At 41.7% G+C, this 22620-nt stretch carries 23 protein-coding genes; 12 read left to right on the top strand and 11 right to left on the bottom strand.

The genetic code is table 11. From position 1 onward, the window contains the following. Window positions 1-62: 62 nt before the first annotated feature. Window positions 63-2162 (top strand): methyl-accepting chemotaxis protein, encoded by a 2100-nt coding sequence (locus tag LQZ76_RS02000; RefSeq protein WP_230098092.1) that lies wholly within the window; start codon window positions 63-65, stop codon window positions 2160-2162. A 420-nt stretch (window positions 2163-2582) separates the two neighbouring features. Here the strand turns inward: LQZ76_RS02000 and arsC are convergent, their stop codons facing one another. Next, window positions 2583-3011 (bottom strand): arsenate reductase (thioredoxin), encoded by a 429-nt coding sequence (gene arsC / locus LQZ76_RS01995; RefSeq protein WP_230098091.1) that lies wholly within the window; start codon window positions 3009-3011, stop codon window positions 2583-2585. Window positions 3012-3371: 360 nt separating this feature from the next. On the opposite strand from arsC, the gene LQZ76_RS01990 reads away from it, so the two are divergent. Together LQZ76_RS01990 and LQZ76_RS01985 are read left to right on the top strand one after the other, a co-directional pair. Next, a complete protein-coding gene (locus LQZ76_RS01990) occupies window positions 3372-3704 on the top strand; it encodes a hypothetical protein (protein ID WP_230098090.1) in 333 nt (110 codons plus the stop codon). Beyond that, window positions 3644-4375 (top strand): DUF4767 domain-containing protein, encoded by a 732-nt coding sequence (locus LQZ76_RS01985; RefSeq protein ID WP_230098089.1) that lies wholly within the window; start codon window positions 3644-3646, stop codon window positions 4373-4375. Before LQZ76_RS01990 ends, LQZ76_RS01985 begins: the two co-directional genes overlap by 61 nt. 152 nt (window positions 4376-4527) lie before the next feature. On the opposite strand, the gene LQZ76_RS01980 is transcribed toward LQZ76_RS01985, so the two are convergent. From LQZ76_RS01980 to LQZ76_RS01970, 3 genes are all read right to left on the bottom strand, one after another. Further along, entirely contained in the window at window positions 4528-4623 is a 96-nt protein-coding gene (locus LQZ76_RS01980; protein ID WP_432443418.1) for a putative holin-like toxin, read from the bottom strand. A gap of 185 nt (window positions 4624-4808) precedes the next feature. Continuing rightward, window positions 4809-5987 (bottom strand): MFS transporter, encoded by a 1179-nt coding sequence (locus LQZ76_RS01975; protein WP_230098088.1) that lies wholly within the window; start codon window positions 5985-5987, stop codon window positions 4809-4811. A 199-nt stretch (window positions 5988-6186) separates the two neighbouring features. After that, window positions 6187-6414 (bottom strand): hypothetical protein, encoded by a 228-nt coding sequence (locus tag LQZ76_RS01970; protein ID WP_230098087.1) that lies wholly within the window; start codon window positions 6412-6414, stop codon window positions 6187-6189. 211 nt (window positions 6415-6625) lie between these two features. On the opposite strand from LQZ76_RS01970, the gene LQZ76_RS01965 reads away from it, so the two are divergent. The 4 genes from LQZ76_RS01965 (at window position 6626) to LQZ76_RS01950 (ending at window position 10961) form a co-directional block, all read left to right on the top strand. Then, window positions 6626-7606 carry a DHH family phosphoesterase gene (locus tag LQZ76_RS01965; protein WP_230098086.1) on the top strand — a complete coding sequence of 327 codons (981 nt, stop codon included), beginning with the start codon at window positions 6626-6628 and terminating at the stop codon, window positions 7604-7606. A 300-nt stretch (window positions 7607-7906) separates the two neighbouring features. After that, entirely contained in the window at window positions 7907-10135 is a 2229-nt protein-coding gene (locus tag LQZ76_RS01960; RefSeq protein ID WP_230098085.1) for a Cna B-type domain-containing protein, read from the top strand. Window positions 10136-10279: 144 nt separating this feature from the next. After that, window positions 10280-10600 carry a hypothetical protein gene (locus tag LQZ76_RS01955; RefSeq protein ID WP_230098084.1) on the top strand — a complete coding sequence of 107 codons (321 nt, stop codon included), beginning with the start codon at window positions 10280-10282 and terminating at the stop codon, window positions 10598-10600. 34 nt (window positions 10601-10634) lie between these two features. Beyond that, the gene (locus LQZ76_RS01950; RefSeq protein ID WP_230098083.1) at window positions 10635-10961 is read left to right on the top strand and encodes a hypothetical protein; all 327 of its coding nucleotides are present in this window, start codon (window positions 10635-10637) and stop codon (window positions 10959-10961) included. Between the two features lie 65 nt (window positions 10962-11026). On the opposite strand, the gene LQZ76_RS01945 is transcribed toward LQZ76_RS01950, so the two are convergent. The 5 genes from LQZ76_RS01945 to LQZ76_RS01930 all read right to left on the bottom strand — a co-directional run bounded on the left by LQZ76_RS01945 (window position 11027) and on the right by LQZ76_RS01930 (window position 16830). Further along, window positions 11027-12280, bottom strand: a complete 1254-nt coding sequence (locus LQZ76_RS01945) for a glycoside hydrolase family 32 protein (protein WP_284706036.1) — start codon at window positions 12278-12280, stop codon at window positions 11027-11029. Between the two features lie 2 nt (window positions 12281-12282). Then, window positions 12283-14259 (bottom strand): sucrose-specific PTS transporter subunit IIBC, encoded by a 1977-nt coding sequence (locus LQZ76_RS01940; RefSeq protein ID WP_230098082.1) that lies wholly within the window; start codon window positions 14257-14259, stop codon window positions 12283-12285. 86 nt (window positions 14260-14345) lie between these two features. Next, the gene (locus tag LQZ76_RS01935; protein WP_230098081.1) at window positions 14346-15299 is read right to left on the bottom strand and encodes a LacI family DNA-binding transcriptional regulator; all 954 of its coding nucleotides are present in this window, start codon (window positions 15297-15299) and stop codon (window positions 14346-14348) included. A gap of 264 nt (window positions 15300-15563) precedes the next feature. Then, a complete protein-coding gene (locus LQZ76_RS10045) occupies window positions 15564-15911 on the bottom strand; it encodes a hypothetical protein (RefSeq protein ID WP_349304827.1) in 348 nt (115 codons plus the stop codon). Further along, entirely contained in the window at window positions 15880-16830 is a 951-nt protein-coding gene (locus LQZ76_RS01930; protein WP_349304826.1) for a PTS transporter subunit IIC, read from the bottom strand. The genes LQZ76_RS10045 and LQZ76_RS01930 overlap by 32 nt, the downstream gene beginning before the upstream one ends. A 252-nt stretch (window positions 16831-17082) precedes the next feature. Here LQZ76_RS01930 and rpe point away from each other — a divergent pair, with 252 nt between their 5' ends. From rpe to LQZ76_RS01910, 4 genes are all read left to right on the top strand, one after another. Then, on the top strand, window positions 17083-17766 hold the full coding sequence (gene rpe, locus LQZ76_RS01925) for a ribulose-phosphate 3-epimerase (RefSeq protein WP_230098080.1): 684 nt from the start codon (window positions 17083-17085) through the stop codon (window positions 17764-17766). Continuing rightward, on the top strand, window positions 17753-18673 hold the full coding sequence (locus LQZ76_RS01920; RefSeq protein ID WP_230098079.1) for a ribokinase: 921 nt from the start codon (window positions 17753-17755) through the stop codon (window positions 18671-18673). The genes rpe and LQZ76_RS01920 overlap by 14 nt, the downstream gene beginning before the upstream one ends. 169 nt (window positions 18674-18842) lie before the next feature. Further along, entirely contained in the window at window positions 18843-20081 is a 1239-nt protein-coding gene (locus LQZ76_RS01915; protein ID WP_230098078.1) for an MFS transporter, read from the top strand. 79 nt (window positions 20082-20160) lie between these two features. Continuing rightward, complete coding sequence (locus LQZ76_RS01910) at window positions 20161-20658, top strand: YbhB/YbcL family Raf kinase inhibitor-like protein (RefSeq protein ID WP_230098077.1); 498 nt, start codon at window positions 20161-20163, stop codon at window positions 20656-20658. 52 nt (window positions 20659-20710) lie between these two features. Here the strand turns inward: LQZ76_RS01910 and LQZ76_RS01905 are convergent, their stop codons facing one another. Then, complete coding sequence (locus LQZ76_RS01905) at window positions 20711-21064, bottom strand: hypothetical protein (protein ID WP_230098076.1); 354 nt, start codon at window positions 21062-21064, stop codon at window positions 20711-20713. Window positions 21065-21155: 91 nt separating this feature from the next. Continuing rightward, complete coding sequence (locus tag LQZ76_RS01900; RefSeq protein WP_230098075.1) at window positions 21156-21506, bottom strand: hypothetical protein; 351 nt, start codon at window positions 21504-21506, stop codon at window positions 21156-21158. A 195-nt stretch (window positions 21507-21701) separates the two neighbouring features. On the opposite strand from LQZ76_RS01900, the gene LQZ76_RS01895 reads away from it, so the two are divergent. Then, window positions 21702-21998, top strand: coding sequence for a hypothetical protein (locus LQZ76_RS01895; RefSeq protein ID WP_230098074.1), 297 nt, complete (start codon window positions 21702-21704; stop codon window positions 21996-21998). Window positions 21999-22620: the final 622 nt, after the last annotated feature.

Raw genomic sequence — 22620 nt, 5'->3', positions numbered from 1 at the left:
TAATTGTTTCGCAGCAACCTGGCAGTAGGCGTTGATTTTATAGAAAAAGGTAGATTTTTAATATGCAAAACGAAGCTAGTACCACAGGAGCAAGGCACAAGAAGAGTATTCGGAAGTTCTTATATCCGGGGTTAATCGGGATTGCAATTGTGCCGGTAATAATTATGGTTGGGGCGTTGTATTTTATTAATAGTAATTTGATAACGCAGCGGGCCAACATTGCCCAACAAAGTGCCGTTAGTAGCTTACAAGCCACACAAACTGATTTGTACGGCCGAGCGACAAAGGAATTAGCCAAGTTACAAAATTTACCCGCCTTAAAAGCCAAGACCTATGATTTAGCATTGATTCAAAAGGAGATTAAAGCGGTAAAAGCAACTGGTAATGGGGAACTGCTTAACATTACTTTTGCGACGACCGATGGGAAATTTGCCCTAACTTCACAACCAGCACCGGGCTTTAACCCATTGGTGCGGCCATGGTATCAAGGGGCCGTGAAGGCCAATGGGTCCGTTTTTATTTCGGCAGCCTACGAAGATATTATTACTAAGCAGATGGTAACCGGGGTCTCACGCGTGATAAGCAACCAAAGTGGCCAAACCGGCGTTTTGTTCGTTAATTATCCATATACGACCATCCATAATATTGTCGATACGCTTCAAATTGGACGGACCGGGAGCGCGGCAATTGTGACCAACAGTGGCTTAGTTGTCGATGCACACAGTAAGGGAGGGCTATTGAATTTCAAGCCCCATCAACAAATTAATACGAACCAAGTTTATCAAGCTGTTAAAAATGATCATCACCGCCGTGGTTACATTAAAATCGCGCAAGGATGGTTTAAACATACGCAAGTTTACTTTGATAAAGGACCAACTGGCAGTCAAAGTTGGATTATTACCCAAGTTGGTGGTAACGAAATTAGTACCGAACAAAGCGCGCTAATTATTAGCTCAGTTATTGTTATGTTGATTGTATTAATCTTAGTGGTGTTAATAACGACGTGGCTAGTGAAATTGATTAGTGCGATTCTTAAACGGTATGTGCGTTACTTTGCTCATGGTAGTCAAGGCGACTTAATTCAAATTAAAGCGACCCACCGCACCGGCATGTCAATTGAGGCCATTACTAAGCGTTTTACGGCACCTGATGAAAATGGGCATGAATTTAACCAATTAACCAGTAACTTTAACCACATGATTCGGTCAATGAGTGATTTGATCAATGAAGTTCAACTGGAAAGTCAGACTGTGGCAACCGGCGCTAAAACGTTGCTCGAATTAGCCCAACAAACGGATGTCGCTACCGAAGAGGTTGCAAATACGATTACGGGAATTGCTGAAGTTGCCGCAGCCCAAGCCATCGAAACGGAACAGGGCGTTGACCAAGTCCAAATGTTATCCCAAATTGTGGATGAATTGCACACTAATGTAACGGCAATGTCAACGAGTGCCGAACATGCCGCCAATTTAAATCGTGATAACCTCGAAGTAACCAATGAAGTTCAACGTAATTGGCAAGCCCAAATGTCCCAAATGACAACCTTAATGGCTAATATGACCACAATGAATACCCGAGTGCAAAATATTACGCAAATTATTCAAACAATTAATGATATTGCCCAACAAACGAATTTACTGGCCTTAAATGCCTCAATTGAAGCTGCAAGTGCCGGTCAAGCTGGGCAAGGGTTTGCGGTCGTCGCGACTGAAATTCGCAAACTTGCTGCGCAAAGTCGTGTGGCGGCCACGGATATAGCAAAGATTATCACAGAAATTCGGACTAAATCAGAAGAAATGGTATCGCAAACCTCTGCTTCAGTAACGGGTGGGCAAGCACAAACGACCTTGTTGGACAAGTCACTGGATTCAACCGAACAAGTTTATGAAAATAATCAGCATCTCGTAACGAGCATCGATCAGTTAGTTACAATTAGCCATCGGATTGAAACCTTACAAGCAACGGTTTTAGCTAACTTGGAATCAATTTCGGCAGCCACGGAAGAGAGTTCAGCCTCAACTGAGGAAGTTTCAGCAAATACTGAAGAAGTCTTAGCTACGATGGATGAGTTCACGGGTAACGTTACTGATTTGACACAGGTAGCGGAAAACTTAAATACGTTGACGAAACGGTTTGATACTACAAAAGTTACCGAAGTTTGATGCATTTTGTGTAATACAATATCCTTTGAAATAAGCTATTGCTAGAACAATGTAAGTTTAAGTTATATCCGTAAAATAACCAACCGTAACCATCGAACCATGATTTGGATAGTTATTTGTATATATCAATAAGCTTTATTGCTGAGGTGTTAATATGAGCCTTCATCTGGTAAGACGTGAGCTTAGATTGAATCGTAATTATGCTGATAAAGTAAAAAAAGCGGGGTGTGACATAACTCTTTCCTGGTGGTAATTTGCTGCTAGAACGTTTTCCAAAAGTCTGATATATTCGAAATACGACAAAATCCTCTACGAAGAATTTTCTTCATAGAGGATTTTTAGTGTATTTCTCGATATCGCCCGCCTGCCGTCACACTCCCTATTTAGGGTGTGCAATAGATACAAGATTGTTTTTAATTGCTAATTCAAACTGCCATCTGCCGCAAAGGCCTGGACTTTTTTAGCAATACCATCACGAACATCTTGAAAGACCCGCCATTTTTCTTCTAACGTTCCAGTCGCTTTAGCGGGATCAGGAAAGCCCCAGTGAACTCGCGTTACATTTGGTGGGGTCATTGGACAGCGATCATTGGCGTCGCCGCATAACGTAATTACCAAGTCAGCACTATTTAAGTAATCGATATCAATTATATTTGATGTGTAGTTAGCGATATCAATGCCAACTTCAGCCATGGCTTTGACCGCCAAGGGATTTAGGCCATGAGCTTCGATGCCGGCACTACGAATGTCCCATTCATCAGCGTTAAGATATTGGTGGGCCCATGCATCAGCCATTTGGCTACGACAAGAGTTACCAGTACATAGGAAATAGATTCGTTTTTTAGCCATTAAATTACTCCAATTTTAAATGTTGCTGCTTAATTGTAATGGATAGTGTGACTAGCAGCAAGTAAAGAAATAATTAAGTAGTTACGCTATACAAAACTAAAAAAACACGTCAAAGGAAATTCCTTTGGCGTGTTTGATTTGCTATGCGTACAATACTAATTGGTTAGTGGTGCTTCCGGCGTAAGCCAAGTAAGCTTGCACTGGCTTGCTTGGTAGTTGGTGCATTATTCAAGGCGTGCGTAGACGCATTTAAATAAATGAGTTTAATTGAACCACAAAGATTAACGGTTAACTTTTTGCTAATCTTTTTACAAAAATGTTATACTTGTATTCATAAAAATATGCGGGGGAATTAACAAAATGAGTAAACGAATGTGGATTGGCTTAGTAACCTTAACGAGTGCGGTGGTCTTAAGTGCATGCGGTAGTCAAGGTAGCTCTAGTCATTCAAGTAATGGCGATGCTGCGAGTCATTCAAGTGCGCAAGCTAGTCATAAAAGTAAAATGAGTTCGCAAACCACAATGCACAAAGCAGTTACCCCGCACAATAAAGACACGTTAGCTAGTGTCAAAGTGCCTAAGTTAATCTGGGATAACCAAAAACAAGCTGCCTTAAACGCTTTTGTAAGTGCATGGGGGAACGGTTTAATCCCGCACAGGAATATACTAATTACTTTCCTTATGTGCAAGTAGTGCCGAATTTCATTGGTTACACATTTCCGCAAGATTTTAGCAAAAATAATATCGCGGTCAATGCCGATCATGTCAATATTAATGTTAGTCAAAATGGTGCTGATAAATACGATTATAATGTCGTCTCAATTTACTCGGATTACAAAGACGGTGAAACAATGGGGGTTCATTTGTATTTGATGACAATCCATCACGGGAAACCAGTGGTTTTAATTACACAACAAAATCAAGGTATGCCCGATAATCTTCTACATTTTGTGCCAACTGCTAATCAAGAAATAGCCAATAAATTTGCTCAGTTAGTTAACTCGCCCAGTCAGCCAATTCGAAATGAACCGATTGTTGAATATAAAGGAGCAAAATTTGATTACCGCCAAATTGGGGTGATGGTTTTCAAATATGGAAATCCACAAGTGACAACGTTGGTTAAATTCTTAGGAACTAACCCGTTTGCTGGAATCGGATTAGTGGACAAACGCCTGACAGTTGCCACACGTGATTTTGAATCAGCCATTAATTATAGCTATGATCAAAACGGAGTCCATTTAACCTGGAATCAATCCGGTAAAAAAGTCGATGTCAGTTTGGCTGATTTAGTTAAAGCAACTTATCAAACGCCGGCCCAACAAAATGATGTTAATATGGCTGCCCAGATGGTGCCATTGAGTTAAATTCCTTAACTAGCCAAGTACCGATAACCATGTTAAAATGGCAAATGAAAAGGGAAGGCTTGCGTCAACAAACCTTCCCCTTAGTAGGGCCGTTTAAGACGGTGACTATAGCATTTGGTTAAATAACCGCTAGCTGGTCAGAGCTAAGGCGGTTATTTTTTGTTGATTGACTTAATCAACTCAACAACTAAGCTTAATAAGGCAACAATAAAAGTGCCAAAACTAAGCATTAGCTGTAGAGCGTCCATTACAGACACTCCGAACTATTCCTTTCCTAGAATGTGAGGTTATAGTTGTTACACCATAAGCACCACCTCCTCAACAGAAATAGCCACCGCCTTAACTTCTCTACTGTTAGTAGAGTACGAAGATGGTGCTAAATAGATACAAAAAAGGTCTGGAAATATCACTTCCAGACCTTTTTTCGTTACGATTAAATCGCCTTTTTCAGCTGTTTAATTTTGTTGTTGTAATATACAAATATGATTGTTCCTAGTACGATTAGAAGCAAAAAGAAATCATTTTCATGGTGTAAAACCTGTAATACACCAGCAATTACTGTACTAAATAGGGTATCTAAAATGGCGCTAAAGAAGCTAACATAGCCTTCACGTAAGCCCTGAACCCGTACGTCAGAGTACTTGATAATATTGCGTTGGGTCCAGTTTTCAACTGGTAAACTGACCGCCATAATACTGATAATAACGGCAATTAACGTGCTTTCCGATTGCACGAACGCATATAACAATGCACAACTAATTGTCACTAACATCAATAGCATCCGCAGACCATTTTGATTAATGCGTAACGCCAAGTAACCAATCCCGATACCAACTGCATAGGCGATTAATAACGAACTTAATTTACTGTAATTTGGATCAATCGTTGACCAAAAGAAAATGATAAACCCGTTGAAAGCTGATTGAATTGTGAGGATGAAAATATTAATCATGATCATACTTTTAATTAACTCATCATGCCAAATTTGTAGACTCGCATGTTTGATATTACGTAAAGTCAGCGATGTAGTATTTTGAATAACAGTGGTTGTTGCACGCTTAATAAATAGACTACTAATAATACTGATGAATGTTGCTATTGCGACAGTTTCTAGCAGATAGGGGATGAGGTGCGAGCTGGTCGCATATAGAAAAACGGTCCCCATACTAGCTAAAATACCAACCATCCGACTAGTTGAAATTCGACTAACGACTTGATCAAGTTGTTCGGGAACGGTAAATTCCTTGATACTACCGCTAAATGCGATGCCTGCAAACAGACTTAAGAAACCCATTAATAAGTCAAAGCCCATGAAATATATTAAAAAGCGGCTTGAACCCCAAAATTGCACTAAGAGGAGGAGCAAAATAATGGCGATGCAATTGACTGTTATGAAAACTTTGCGTTTATCAAGCGTGTCGATTTTAGCCCCAATGAAAATCGTCGAACCAATAATCGCAATCGAACTAATGGCTGAAACGACGCCATATAGTAGAAACGAATGCGATAACTGACGAATAATTAAAAGACCACCAATCCCTAGTAGCAACGAATTAAAAGCATTTAGCCCGGCAGTTAGCGGCAGAAGAATGCGATTTTGTTTTGCAAGCATATGATTAACCATCCAAAGTATAGTGTTTGGGTAATTATAGCACTAAATGATATTTTGATGATAAATAAATTAGATTTAATTCATCTAGCCGCACTGAACAGCACGTAACTGAGGAGTATGGATGGAGTCTTTGCCGCAATTTTAACTAAATAACAAAAGCCCACGGTATGCCTGACCGCGGGCTTTTTTCAGCGCTATTCTATCGCTTCCGGTACTTAATAAAAAAGTTGATCCACGCTACAATTGTAATGAGCGCAAACAATAGTAAAAATGATGAACCAGTCGTAAAGCTTGATTCATGGGCTATGTTGGTGATTTTAAACCACGCATCAAACGACCGGCCACCAATCAAATAGGTTCCAAACGTTAAAACAGTAAAAATAATGGCAATTAATAATGCCCGTCGATGGGGCGGCATGTTAAACATTTTCGTACTCCTTTTAATTCCTAATTAAACTTATAATAATTAAAGCCCGGCGTAATTACTAGTGAAAAGTTTTAAAAAGGCGGGCCCATTTAGGCGGCGGTCAATAAACCTTGATTTACCGCGTTTTTTTGCCAATAATGCTATGTCATAACTGCCGTGAATTTCCTAAAAATGGTATGATTAATAAAACACAATTGTTGGAGGGAACCACGTGACTGAATTACGATATTTTTCACATACTGACCTTGATGGGGTGATGTCAGCCTATGCTTTGATGGCGGGCACCAAGGATAAATACCCCGATGCCACGGTTAATTATTCATTTGAATCGACCGGCTCATTTGGAAGCATTGACCGTTCAATTAAAGAATGGCTGGCCACTAATCCTGAGGCAGCCTATATTGGGATTACTGATTTAACCCCATCTCAAGATGTCCTTGCGGCATTAGCTGAATATGCCAAGGCACATAATTGTATCGTTGAAGTAATCGACCACCATGCCTCAACGGCGCACTTTGCCAACGAATTTCCATTCATTACCAACTACAACGAACACACCGATGGTAAGCAAACGTGTGCGACTTCAATGGTTGCAAAACGCTATCCAGTCGCCGGGCAATCAGCTTTGATCATCGAAGCAGTCCGTGAAATTGATACGTGGGATTGGCATAATAATCCTGATTCACCATTGACGGCTGAGTTAGCCCAAAAGCTCGCCGTTGCCTTAAATTTACTTGGTAAAGATGGTTTTATGGAACACGTGCCGGCCTTCAATGCCGCTGCTAATCAAGCAACGACCCCAGATTGTGCGACGATTTTTGGACCGCTCTTAAACACAATTATTGAAAAACAACTCCTGGATATTGATAAATATGTGGGCCGTAAAAAAGCCGCGGCAGCCATGATGGATTTACATATTGGTGAGCAAACTTATCACGTCGCGTATGTGCAAGCATCTAAAAATATGTCGGAAGTTGGCAATATGCTGGCCGAATTACCGGATGCTGATTTTGGGATTGTCGTCAACGGTAACCGCTTATCATTACGTAGTAGCGAAAAGGCGCCAGTTGATTTGGCAACCGTCGCGGCAGCCTTTCAAGGTGGGGGCCACCAACACGCTGCCGGTGGTCGCTTGTTAATTGATTACGCCCAACTCATCCAAGCATCAGTTGTCATCCCATCCGTAGAATAATTAATAAATTGAATATTAAAAGCCGTCGAAATTCGTTTCGACGGCTTTTTTTGTAATTTAAAGGGTGGTTTGTATAATATACATACATTCAAAAATGTTTATCAGATTATTAAATAATGTTTAATTAAATTTATAAGTTATAAAGATTATGTATAAATATATAGAAAAATAATATATAATATCAATTGTTAATATTTAGTGTATTTTGTTTTAATATCATAACTTTTACCATAGAATAATTAAAATTATTATGCAAGGTATTAATAATTAATATATATATGCAAGGAGCAAGCGCGTCCCATGAATAGAAAGCATATCGCGATGTTCGGTTTATGCGTCCTGAGTTTGTCATTAGCGACAACCCCAGTGACCGCATTTGCTGATGTGAATAGCGATACAAATAGTTCAAATAGTTCGAGTACTACTGATTCAAATGGAACAAATAATTCGGATACACCAGCATCAAGTACGGCACCTGATTACGGCAGCCAATTTATAACCAAGGCCTATATCGCAAGTAACGATGATAATTCACTTAAGCAGATAGATAGTAGTGAAATTCACCAAAAAGTTCAGGCGGTATGGAATTTTGATATTAGAGACACTAAACAAATTAAACCTGGCGATACGATGACGGTTCAGCTACCCAGTCAATTGAAGTTTGTGGTCGGTCCTTCGCTACAATTTACTATTAACGATAGTACGTTACAGCCAATAGATATTGGTGCCGTGCAAATTAGCTCAAATAGTATTACCATTACGTTTAATGAAAACATTACCAAGTACAAGGGTGAATTAACTGGTAGTTTTAATGCCACGGCCCAATGGAATGCGGATCAATTGAATGCTGTAGTACAAGCTGGTATGACACCAACCTCAGTTATATTAGATTGGAACTTGAAAAACACCCCTAATGAAAATATCGACCTTACTTATAATTCTATTGGTAAACCGGAACCAATTTTGGATCAAAATGGTCAATTTACACAAGGTGAAGATAAAACGATTCGCGTTCAGTGGTCAATTTTAGTTAATGTCGGTCTAAATGGTGAAAAATATCAGACTTTAGATAAGATAAAAGATTTAACCGTAACCTCAAAACTAAGTTCAAAGGATTCTCAGTGGGATAAGGACAGTACTAGTACTATAGTATCCAAAGTTATCGATCGAGATAGTGATACAACACCAAATAATTATGAACCAATTGGTAGAGAACAATATGAGGTTACTACAAAAAATGATGGTACGATTACCGTAGATATAAAAGGGGATTCGGATACCGCTTACTTAGTTCAAGTTTATGAAATAATTCCCCAAGAAACTTTCCAAGCGCAATTTTCTAATACTACGTTCTTACAAAATGATGGAAAACGCGTTCAATTAGTAAATGGTGACCAAGAATTAACTAAAAAATCAGATTATTTACGGATAGGTACTGATGGTAAAATTATCACTACACCCATTACCACCGATCCAACAGATTCGAACAAACCATCTACGTCCGAAGTTGCTGACGTAAAAGGTCAAATCAAATGGAACGATAATACGGACCAAACGCGGCCAGCAAGTGTTAACGTCCAACTTTATGCAAACGATCAGGAAGTAAAACCTGGGCAAATCGATGGACCAACATCAATTGAAGTTTCTACGGGAAATGGCTGGCAATTTGACTTTGCTAATTTACTCAAAAATGATCGTAATGGTACGCCCATTAAATATTCTGTAAAAGAAGTGCCAACTCCGAATGGTTATTCAGTAACCGGTGGGGATGGTGCAAATGGTAATTATGATATTACCAATACGTACAATCCACAGCCGGAACCAAAACCAGAACCAGAACCAACGCCGGAACCAGAACCAGAACCAAAACCAGAACCAGAACCAGAACCGGAACCAGAACCAGAACCAGAACCGGAACCAGAACCAGAACCAACAAACAGCAGCACGGACACTAGCTCAACTACACCAACAACACCGGTGGCACCAGATCCAGTTGATCCAAGCAACACAGACAGTAGCACCACACCGGTGATTGCGCCACCAACTGAGCCAATCCTACCACCGGATGATACATCTTCAGCAGATGAGCCAACGCCAATTGCCCCAGATCCGGTTGACCCATCTGATAGTAGTACGAGTTCGTCAACCGCGATTGCGGGACCGGATACACCAAGTACCCCAACGAACACAGATCCCAAAGTACCAACACCGGTGGCACCAGATCCGGTCCACCCACAACCGGTAACGCCGCATCAAGCAGATCCACAACCGGTGGCACCAAAGCCAACGCCAAGTGCACCGGCAATCCCCAAAGCACCGCAACCAGTTAAACCAACGGCACCAACTAAGGCGCCCGTGGTTAATCAAAAAAAGGTTAAGTTCAATCCCATGAATTATGTTAAGAAACCCGAAGGTAAAACATTACCGCGGACTGACCAAACATCAGACACGTTAATGTTAGCGACTGGGGTGGGATTAATTATTATTACGTTTGCGCAATTCTTAAAGTTACAAAAACGCAAAGATTAATAGCAATACGGTAAAAGATTAGGAATTAATTTGCCTAATCTTTTTTTGTAGCTATTAGCTACGTGCGCATAGGGGTGCTTGTAGTATAATGGTTACAAAGCAAAATTAACGATGATAATAAGTAAAAGGTAAATTGAGGACAATATGAATTTAGTTAAGCAACTAATCAGAACGGAGCGCCCGTGGTTATTAGCACTATTATTACTATCGGTCGGGGAATTTACGTGGACATTAAGCATTAATTTGTATGATTCTTTGATTAATACTTTGTGGATGGGGGCCAATGTGTGGCTCTTCTTATACGTAGCCCCGTTTGAATATCGCACTAAGCGGCTTGATTTGAAAAAAAGTGGCATCCTCGGGTTAATCGTAATCTATTTATTAACGACCGGGCTAGTTGTGTGGCAAAATCATGTCAATAAACAAGCGGACATAACTACGACTAAAATACACTTAACCCATTAAAGCAAGTTGTTGGGTGAATAATGAGGGATTAGAAATGCAACACAAAAAAGCGCCAACACGCTATTTTAAACGTTTGGCGAACTGGCAATTATATAGTATTATCATGCTTTGGGCGATTGCCTATGCAATTTTTTCAGCTGGTGATTTTACCCTGTTTGGCATGTTACTGCCTGCCGTTTCAGCGGTGTCAATCTGTGCACTGTTTGAATTTGCCGCGCAAGCTTACATTTGGTACAAAGACGGTCATCTAGTTGCAGCAGGCTTGGCATTAATCGCCAGTCCCGTTAGTAGCTTGCTTATTTATATGGTGGGGATGTGGCTTCATCACTTTGGTGCCGGTACGCTATCCGTCGTCTTGTAAAAAAAGAACCCCTTAGATCGCTGCGATGCAGTAATCTAAGGGGTTTTGTGCTTTAAAGGTCATTGCTAATTATTAAAGTACCGTGCTGTCATGACAAAGGCACCTTTACCAGCGTATATTTCGACGATATCAGTATCAATAACTAGCTTAATGCTGGCAAGATCACCTTCAATAATGCGAGTTTCCCAAATTCCTGACTCCCATTGTCGGCGGCGCATCGTTAAACAATCGGCTTGGCGTTCAATTTGAAAGGTTGAGGTGAGATTCAATAACCACTTATCTGCAGTCGCGGGTAATTCCCATAAGCCAGGTCCTGAAATTTCGTTCGTAGTATTCACCAGCTTAAAAATGCCCATTTCAGGTAACGGATTTTGATGTAATCGTCTATCTTGAATTGTTAAATCACGTGGTAACGATAAGACATGGGCCCAACCTTGACCAATAGTTGGCAAAGTTTGTTCACGCTCAGGGGGCATAATTCCAGCCCAGCCCCACAAAAGGGTCCGTGCATGGTGGGTTAACGATTGGGCCGCATAAAATTCAAAACCGTTATCAAATTCCTGGAAAGCACCGTGCACCTTAAACTTCGCATTTTCAGCGTCAAATCCGCCTAAAACATAGCCAGTGTTATAAATGTTTTGTAGATGATTACCATCAGCAGCTAAGCCTTGGGGTGAAAATGCAAGCACGGCTTGATTATCAATAAATAGTAAATCAGGACATTCAATCATGTAACCGCGAAAAGCTGGTAATTGCTCATCAAGTAATGAGCCTCGAAATTGCCAGTCTTTAAGATTTGGGGATGAGTATATGATGATATCACCAGTCAAATCCTGTCGCTGCGCACCGAGTAAAAGATAATACATTTTGTCAACGTGCAAGATTTTAGGATCACGAACATGGCGCGTGTAACCAGCAGGTTGGTCAAATAATTTCCCTAACTTTTCAAAGTGAATCCCGTCATCGGAAACGGCAGCCATTTGATATGAAGCAATACTCTCACCAGCATCATTGCGGACATTACCAGTATAGAATAGGTATAATTTTTCTGCGACAACCAAAGCCGTTCCGGAGTAAACGCCGCCTTGATCTTCAGCCAGACTTGGCTCTAAGGCAATTGGCAAGCGTTCCCAGTTACGCAAATCATCGCTAACTACATGGGCCCAAACCTTATATTTGTGATTAGTTGCATGCGGATTCCATTGATAGAAAACATGGTATTGGCCTTTAAAGTAAACTAAACCGTTCGGATCATTTAGTAGGCCATGAGTGGGATAGATATGATATTGTTCGTATTGTTGTTGATCATTTACAATCAAAATCAAACTCCTTTCTTCACACAGGCTAATAACGTTTCATTAACTTTAACGGTCCCAGTGATAGTAGTCTTAATCGCCGTGTAATTAGCGGAATTGGTAATAATTACCATTACATGCGAATCAAGGCCGGCATCTGTAATGACTTGTTTATCAAAACTACCGAGGACATCACCTTGTTTTACGCGTTGGCCTTGGGTTACTTGGCTGGTAAACCCAGTTCCATTTAAGTTAACGGTATCAATGCCAATGTGAATTAATACTTCGACACCGTCGTCACTGACGAGTCCGTAGGCATGGGCAGTTGGGTATGCGACACTAATTGTACCAGTAACCGGTGCCGTAACATGGCCGTTACTTGAATCAATTGCAATACCTGCGCCCATCGCACCACTGGCAAATACGGGATCATTAACATCCTTAAGTTCAGTTGTGGTTCCACTGACTGGGGCGGTAACGAGTAAATCAGTTTCACTAGGGGTGTAGCTTGCATTTTCAGTGGCGGTAACATTAGTTGATGTTGCAGTTGCGGGACTAGCGGTTGGAACATTTACGGTTGCAAGCGCGAATTTTTTCTTACCGTACAAGTAAGTAAAGGTAAAGGCAAGCGTAAATGAAATGGCAATACTAATGAAGAAGCCAATCCATTTGTTAGCCGGAATGGCGATGAAACCAATCACCCCAGCAGGGCCAAGTGAGGCTGAAAGAACATGGAATAGCCCAATCACAAGGCCGGCAATCCCAGCTGAACCAAGGGCAATAAAGAATGGGAACTTGTATTTTAAGTTGACCCCAAACATCGCGGGTTCAGTGATACCTAACATTGCAGACGCCCCAGCAGATGAAGCGAGGGCCCGTACTTTTTCATTATTTTTAGCAAGGAAGAAAATCGCAAAAGTAGCAGCTCCTTGAGCCACGTTTGAAACAGCCGCGATAGGGAAGATGAAATCACCACCCGTTTTTGAAATGTCAGCTAATAACGTGGTTTCAATCGCTGGAAAACTTTGGTGTAGCCCAGTAACCACGATGGCAGAATAGAAAGTTCCAAAAATCCCCATCCCGATAAAGCCGAGTGAGTTGTATAAGGCAACTAAGCCATCAGTAATCCCAGTTGAAACGGTGCGTAAGATTGGGCCGACAACGATAAAAGTCAAAAAGCCGGTAATAATAATTGAAAGCATAGGGGTGAATGTAAAATCAATGGCCCCTTTAAGGCGTTTATGGAAGAATTTTTCTAAGGTTGCCAAGATGAAGGCCACCCCAATCACTGGGAGGACTTGCCCTTGATAACCAGCTTGAGCAACATCGAGGCCAAGAATGTGCCAAAATGGCATTTTACCTGCGGCAACCGCTTCGGCCACGTTATAGCCATTAACAAGTGATGGCATTACTAACATCATGCCGGCAGTTGCCCCAAGAATTTCACTACCACCAAACCGTTTCGTTGCCGTAAATCCAATTAAAATTGGCAAGAATGCAAAGGGGGCTGAAGCCATTAAATTAACCATGGCAGCAATATCGGCAATTTGTGGATACATTTGGACGAGTGACTTGGCCCCAAATAAATTGCTACCAGTTAGAATATTATTTAAGGCCATCAAGAGACCACCGGCAGTCATGGCTGGAATAAGGGGCACAAAAATATCAGATAAAACTTTGATGATGGCCATCAAAGGATTTTGTTTAGCACCTTGTTGCGCCGCAATTTCTTTAAGTTCTTCCGGTGTGGCCGTCTTAACACCAGTTTGTTTAATGAATTCATCATAAACCTTATTAACGTCTCCAGGTCCAACAATAATTTGGAACTGGCCATTTGAATCAAAAGTTCCTTTTAAATCAGGATCATTATCTAAGGCCGTTTGATCAATGATATCGCGGTCTTTTACAATTAAGCGCAAACGGGTTGCACAATGGGCGGCCGTAATAACGTTGTTTGGTCCTAATGCAGCAATAATTCTTTGAGCAACTTCAGCATGCTTCATATTTTCACCTCTCTTTTGGAAACGGTTCCATTTTTCAACAACACCATTGTAAGCGCTAACAAAAAATAAAGCAATTAAAATGATTATTAATTGCTTTGCTTATTAACTAATGTGCCGCCAATAATAATTTTGGTCGGTTCGGGTTTAATTTGTTGTTGTTTGAAGAGGTGGTATAGTTGTTGACCAACAGCAAAGTAATCGAAAGCAAAAGTTGTAATGTTAGGTGAGACTAAGTCGCTAATCAGCGTGCCACCAAAACCATACACGCTTGTATCTTCCGGGACATTCACATTCGCATTCTTAAGGCTTTGAAGCGCCCCGGCAGCCATTAAATCCGACAGCGCGATAATTGTGTCGTAGCGGGTTGTCGCTAAGGCTTGGGTAGTCACTTGCTTAGCCGTGGCTAAAGAAAAATCAGCGTAAACCGTGTCATAATGCTTCGTAAGTTGGGATGTCACGGCTTGATAGCGAACCGCGCCAACTTCAAAATCTTGCTGGGGATCAACACTGATGATAAGCGTGTTAGTTGAGTTTGCAGCCACGTGACCAATTGCTGAGCCGGCTAAATTGTCATCAACGATAACCCGTGCAAAAGCAGGGTCATTTTGACCTTGAATAACCACTGGAACATCGAGTGCATGTAGCGCATCCTTAATAGTGGGTGTTAAGTTGGTCGCAAAAAGAATCACACCGCCCAGACCAAGGATATCAACTTGTTCAATGGCATTTTGAACTAAGTCATCATCTTGATACGTATTTAGAATAAGTAAAATGTCGTCTTGGTTAGCAGCATCTAATCCCCGTAACATTTCAGTTTGGGCAAATGAATCTAAGCGTGGCACAATAACCCCAATGGTGTGTGAGGTTTGTTTTTTCAAACTTTGGGCAAACGCGTTGGGTTTATAATCAGCATCTTTAACAACTTGGTCAATTTTTAACCGTGTTTTTTTTGAAACCGAACCACCATTTAAATAGCGTGAAACGGTGCTTTTGGCCACCCCAGCTTGTTTGGCAATATCAGTAATTGTAATTTTTGCCATTACATAGTCCCCCGTAATGTATTTAATTAAACGTATCATAGCAAATCTAAAAAAGACAGGGAATAATTCACTGCCAATCAATTTTTAAGCACACTTTGCGTCAGTGCGTGGATTGAAACTAAAGTAAGTATAATTATATATCTGTGAAAATACCAACAAATTTCGCTTCAAAAGTAAGCAAAATAAAACAACCTGCCCAAATGCTAATTCGCTGGGCAGGTTTGTTTAGTTAGTTTTTAATACCTCAATTAGCCATCAACTAAGTCAATTTGACACATTGCGTTGGCGCATCGTCCGTAAATACCAACCAAATAATAGGCTATACGCAACTAGCGCTCCCACGACAAGCCCGCCTTGCAGAATGGTGGGACTAGCCACGGTTTTACCAATCAAAATAGCGAGTAATTTTTCCAGCGGATCGGAATCAATCGAGCTAAAGAGTTGGTTGGCTCGCAAGCCTTTGGGGAAGGTGCCCATGGCTTTGGACGTCTGACTGATAAAGGGGGCAATTGCGGTAGCCGCCCACAGGAATAACGGAATTACAATAATACCGTTTAAGGTCATCCGAATGACTTTGCCTTTAGCAACCAACAATAACGCTGGTGCGGGCACCGAGAATTGGCCAATCAATGGCGACAAATAATTTACGTTGGTGCAGCCGCTTAGTCATGATGTGCTTAATACCTTCTGATAGTGGTTCAATAGCCGGGCCAAACCAACCACCGATATACGCAAATAATTCCAACGCCACGGCTGCGGTAAAGGCAAGTGCCAGAATTTTACTAACATCTTGGCGGCCTAAAATACCGACAAATAACCCTAGATAAGCCCCAATCGCAAACTTACTGCCCCAAAAGCCAATCCGGTCATTTAATGTTTGGGCATCAAAATCATATTTATCAATCGCTGGGAAAAGCTTGCCAATGATGGTATCAATCAAGAGCGCTAATGGCATAATTAGCAGCGATGGGTGCGCGGTGGTTGTTATGTTATCGGCATCATAATCGAGGAGTTGGTTAACGGTCGGCTTAATTACATCAGCATTTAATAACATCAACATCACAATGCCGACAACAAACAGCGACGTGATAAAAATATTATGGGCGTAGTAATTAACTAACAAGCCTAAAATTGAAATATTCCAAACATTAAACATATCAACATTCAAAGTATTGGTGAGCTTTAACCCAAGCATCACCAAATTGGTTAAAATTTCCAACACCGCAAAATACAGCGTATAAATTGAACCCCAAGTAATGACGGCTAACGGGGCCCACCCCAGATCGGTGATGATTAACCCCACGCCGGTTGCTTTGACAAAGGCGTCGAGTGCCGGGCCAAAGGTACTCGTTAGCAAGGAGATAATCGCTGACATCCCGGTCAACGCAATTGCCATGCGCAGACCACCTTCGAGGGCTTTGGAAATCGAGACTCTAAAACACAGTGAGAGGAGCGTGATGATAATAAACATCATCGCCGCACCCCCGAGACCAATAAAGAAATTAAAGCCAAATTGTATATTTTCTAACATGAAAAAAATACTCCTTTAGTTTTGATTGTTTAGGGTGGCGGGTTTTCAACTGTTAATGACGCCCACAGTATACCGAACTCAAAACGGCTTGGCAAGGATTGATTAAGCGCTTACATTATTATTTGACAATGAGCTTAGGTTCGCTATAATGTGAGGTGTTTAGAGGATTAGTGGTTTGTTAAGTTTTCAAAAGCGTGGTGACAATTGTAAAAAACAACTCGTTTTACATGCAATCAATAGGGGGCAACGAAGATGAATGAACTATCAGCATCATTAATGTGTGGTAACTTAGCCAATCTGGCACGCGACATTACGGAATTAGAACGTGCCGGTATTGATGGCTATCATATCGATATTATGGACGGCAAATTTGTGCCCAATTTTACGTTGGGACCGGATTTTATCAAACGGACGCGCGAAATCACGACCAAGCCAATTGAAGTCCATTTAATGGTCGAACAACCCGAACATTTTATTAATCTGTTTCGCCAAACGGGCGCCGATCGCTTAACGATTCATGCTGAAGCGACAACGAATCTCCAAGGCACCTTGGCTCAAATTCAAGCCGCGGGGATGCAAGCTGGCGTGGCGCTAAATCCGGCCACACCACTAAATGTGTTAGATTATGTCTATGACGTTGTAGACTATGTGGTGATTATGACCGTTAATCCGGGCTTTGCGGGGCAAGCCTTCATTCCAGCCATGTATAGCAAAATTGCCCAGTTAAATACCATTTTACATGAGCGTGGACTGACGATTCCGATTGAAGTCGACGGTAATATTGGCGCCGATACGTTGCCTAAATGCAAGTTGGCTGGCGCGCAGTATTTTGTGGGTGGCACAAGCTCGGTATATCATCCGGGTAAAACCTTGACAGAAAATGTCACCATGACCCAACACTTACTTAACGGGGGGTATCTTGATGCCAAAATTTGATGTCGTTGTGATGGGGAGTATTAATTTAGACGTTAAAGTTTTACTCGCAAAATACCCTGAATACGGTCACACCACCACCGCCCAAACCATTGATTTAATCCCGGGTGGTAAGGGGGCCAACCAAGCGATTGCCTGTGCCAAATTAGGCGCGCAAACCGCCTTTATCGGTGCCGTGGGCCTTGATTCAGCAGGTAAACAAATGCTCAAAAATTTAGAAGACCACCAGATAGATACACAATACATTCAGCAAAGTTGGACCACTGGCACGGGGACCTTTGTGGTAATGGTTGATGCGGCGGGTGAAAATACGATGGTTGGGATGCTGGGTGCTAATGCTGATTTAGATGTTAGTAAAGTTGAAGCGACCTTGGCTAATGTTAATGCGCCAATCTTTTTACTGCAAATGGAAACCAGTCAGCCATCGGTACTCACGGCCTTAAAGCAAGCCAAGCAAGCGGGGATGTTTGTCATTTTAGATCCTGCCCCAGCCGATAATTACTTTGAAGAAGCGCTCCAATATGCCGATTGTGTCACGCCTAATGAACAAGAAACTGAACGGATTACTGGCATTAAGGTTACAACCGTCGCTCAAGCTAAGGAAGCCGCCCAGATTATTGCGGCCAAAGGGGTGGCCAACGTGATTGTGAAACTTGGCCGAGCTGGTAGTGTCGTCTATCGCAATGGGGTGAGCACCGTTATTGCGCCGTACAAAGTTCATGCAGTTGATACCGTGGGGGCGGGTGATACCTTTGCCGGAGCGTTAGCGGTTGAGTACGGCCGAACGGGGGATTTCTTAGCCGCCGTTGAGTTCGCTAATAAAGCCGCCGCCCTCAAAGTTAGTCGGGCTGGCGGGCAAGCAGCCATGCCAACGCGCAAAGAAGTCTTAACCGCCAAATTAAGTAAATAGCAGTTCACAGGGAGTGTGACCAATTAGCGTTGCGCTCTTTTTTATTTGTTTAAATCACTAAAAATAGCCTTAAAGCGCTTAATTGCAGGTAAAATAAATTGACATTGGCTTCATATTCGCTACCGAAGGGTGTATACCAAAATTAAACCAAGAAACGAGGAACCGTGGTATGCAAGGATCGTCCGGTAAGCCCATGTGGCAACGCAATTTATTTGTACTGTGGTTTGGGGTCTTCATGAGTGGGGTCGCCATGAGTGAAGTGATGCCATTTTTATCATTGTACGTCAACGAATTGGGGCATTTTAACGCCCATCAATTAACGCTTTACAGTAGTATCATTTATTCGGTTTCATTTATCGCCATGGCTGTAACGGCGCCAATCTGGGGCCGCTTAGCCGATCGTAAAGGGCGCCGGTTAATGCTAATTCGGGCCGCAATTGGGATGTTTATCTCATTTGGCTTAATGGCCTTTGTGACTAATATTTGGCAATTAGCCTTTTTACGGGCCTGTTCCGGGGCTTTTGGTGGGTATGTCGCTAATGCCAATGCCTTGATTGCCGCGCAAACACCCAAAAAAGACGCCGGACGAGCCTTAGGGATTTTAATGACCGGGATGACTAGTGGGACGCTTTTAGGACCACTGCTTGGTGGGACGTTAGCCACGATTTTCTCATATCGCTTCACATTCATTATTACCGGCACGTTGATGTTTATTGTGTTTATCTTGACCGTCGGGTGGGTTAAAGAAGCCCCTCAAGACCCAGTGGCTACACCAACTACGGCCACCGATGAACCAACGCTCGCCGTCAAAAGCTCATTTGGGGATTTAATTCAAAACCGCTTGATTTTAATACTCTTTATTACGACGATGTTTGTCCAAATCGTGAACATGTCAATTAGTCCGATTTTGAGTTTGTACGTCCGGCAATTAAATGCCAATCCGCACACGATTAGCTTTGTGGCAGGGTTGGTTGCGGCGATGCCGGGAATTGCCACGGTCATTGCTGCCCCCCGTTTTGGCCGTTTTGGTGATAAAATTGGCTCACACAAAATTGCCTTTTTTGGCTTTAGTTTGGCGTTGGTGACCTTTTTTGTAACTAGCTTTGCGCCCAATATTCCAACTTTGATGAGCTTACGTTTTATTACCGGGATTGCCGATGCTGCCATTTTACCGGCCGTTAATAGTCTCTTGACCAAAAATTCCACCGTTGCGCAAACGAGTCTCGTCTTTGCCTACAACCAAAGTTTTCAAGCGTTTGGGGCGATGCTCGGACCACTCATTGGAGCCGTAGTTGCCAATGCCACCGGGTATAGTGGCGTCTTTATCAGTAGTAGTATACTGATGATTATTAACTTGAGTTTGTTTATGTATGCGCGCAAGCGAGGGCTATTTTACGTTACTGCATAGTTATGCTAGCTAGCAAAAAAATGCCTGACAAATGTGATGGAAATTGGTACGCTATAGTAAATACGAGGAGGATTGTGCAATGCAAATTAAAGCTTACGAAGGCTATTTAGCCGATAAATACGGTAAATACGCCGCCCCTGAATTTACTAACGACGGAGTGCCAGTTGTTTCATTACCGATTGAATTGCGTGATATTCCCGCGGAAACCGTTTCATTGGCGCTAATCATGATTGATTATGATGCCATTCCAGTGTGTGGGTTCCCATGGATTCACTGGTCAGCTGCTAACTTGACGCCGGCAACGCTCATCCCTGAAGACTTTAGTCGGACGGCGACGGGGATTGTCCAAGGTAAAAATAGTTTAATTTCACCATTGGGTGGGGCAACTGATCCGGCCGTGACGGAACACTACGCTGGTCCAACACCACCTGATAAGGATCATGATTACACGTTACAAGTTTTTGCGCTTGATACGAAGTTAGATTTACCCCAAGGTTTTTACGTCAACGAACTTCGCAAAGCACTAGTTGGCCACATTTTGGCAACTGCGACAACTGAAATTCGCTCACGTAGTTAAGCAAGCCAAATTAAAATCCCTCACAGCTAACTGTGAGGGATTTTTTGTGGAACTATTTCGTTTCTTCGCGGATATATTTCGTACCTTTCAGAACAGACGCAAGGCCATTGGCTTTAGTAATAATGAATGATTTATGATCTTTGGCGAGGTCACCAGTCAGTTGGTACTGTTTGAACTTGATGGTAATACGTTCGTCATCAACGGTGTACGTTCCAGTTTGGGCTTTACCACCGGTAGCGGCTTCGGTGACTTTATCGCCATCAAATTTTAGCGTATCGGTCGTTTTAGCCCCAAGTAACTCAAATTGGCCATGATAAGTGCCGTTTAATTGATTAGTTGAACTACACGCCGTTAACAAAAATAAGCTAGTAAAAGTCATTAAAAGGGCGAGGATTTTCTTTTTCATTGCGTATTTCCTTTATTAAATGTTAATATCTTTAGATAAAGTATAACTTTATGTGCCTGAATTAAAAAGTAAAACGCCTCATTAATCACGATTATTTGCTTAATTCATGATACGTGGTTCCTTTCGCTAACGCCTTAATACCATCAGCATCGGTCACGACGAGCGCTTTTTGATGATTAACCAAATTAAAAGTCGTATGAACATTGTCAATGTTGACAGTAACCTTATTGCCGGTTAAGACATAAGTCCCCGTTGGGCCAGCGGGAACACCATTTTTCAAGACTCTGACACGATGCCCGTTAAAGGCGAGTGTTTCGGTTGATTTGGTTCCAATAAGATTTAAATGGCCACGATAAGTACCATGCAAAGACGGTGCCCCACAGCCAGTTAAGATTAAAAGTGTGCTGAGTAAAATTGGTATGAACAGAATTTTTTTAGCCATTGTTTTTCCCCCGAATACGCTGCTGTACTTGAATAATTTTAAAATTATTCCGGTTTCACACGGCAAGTATACCGCGAGGAACGTTATCATGTTAGTAATACGACTTGTAAGTTATGATGCAATCATCAAATTGATTACACGTGTAAAAATTGTAAAATATATATCAAAATATATAGCGAAAAGGAAGTTAAAATTGTGAACGAAGAAAGTAAAAAAATATTAAAGTCCGGCCACTTTTTAAGTAAAATTAGCCTAATCATTATTATCTTGATCTGCATGGGTCCCAACTTATGGTTATTGTGGAATGCCTTTGTGGAACCACTTAGCCGCGGAAAAATAACTTTTGTTAGCATTATGAATATTCCCTGTATGTTGTTGGTAGGTTATTTAATTGGTCAAAAAATTGAAGGCCGTGATGCTGACCGCTATGCCCAAGAAGCTGATGCGTTGGAAGCAGAACTTAACGAATTAAAAAGTAAAAGTAGTAAATAATAATAAAAACTGATGGCTCAGAAATTAATCTGGGTCATCAGTTTTTTGTTTAAAAATTATTTTAAATGTAATAGTACACACAGTACAATATCTTCAAGGTCAAGCCCCAGTCGGCAGGGGGTGAAATGGGGGGATCACTACGACCGAAAAATAAATTTTGCAGCATTTTTACGTCCAACTAATTACCGTAACCAAAAGCAGTCATAGCAAAGGTTACGGCGGAAAAATAAGAACCTTCAGCCGATCTAATTACCGCGGCACTAAAATTTTTTTAATTAAAAAGCGTTGACAAGTGATTAAAGCGTGATTAGAATATGGTTAATTTAAATCGTCCAAATTAAACCGATGAGATGGAGATCAAACCAATTGTGCACGCACAGGGAGTCCGGGGTACTGAGAGCCGGGCCGAACGCAGATTGGCAAATGGACCATTGAGGGTCTGCTGAAAGCTTTGCGAGTAAGTCAGAACGTACGACACGCGTCAGTGGTCAGGCTTGTGTTTGCAAGCTGTGGAGAGTAGTTATCGAAGGGTAACTGAAAACAGGTGGCACCGCGGGAAACCGTCCTGATTTTTGCGTATGCAAATTTCTGGGCGGTTTTTTTGCGTACAAAACACTTTACG

Origin of the sequence: Periweissella ghanensis (assembly GCF_918814755.1) — a bacterium.
GTDB lineage: Bacteria > Bacillota > Bacilli > Lactobacillales > Lactobacillaceae > Periweissella > Periweissella ghanensis.
This window is presented reverse-complemented; position numbering and strand designations above follow the sequence as displayed.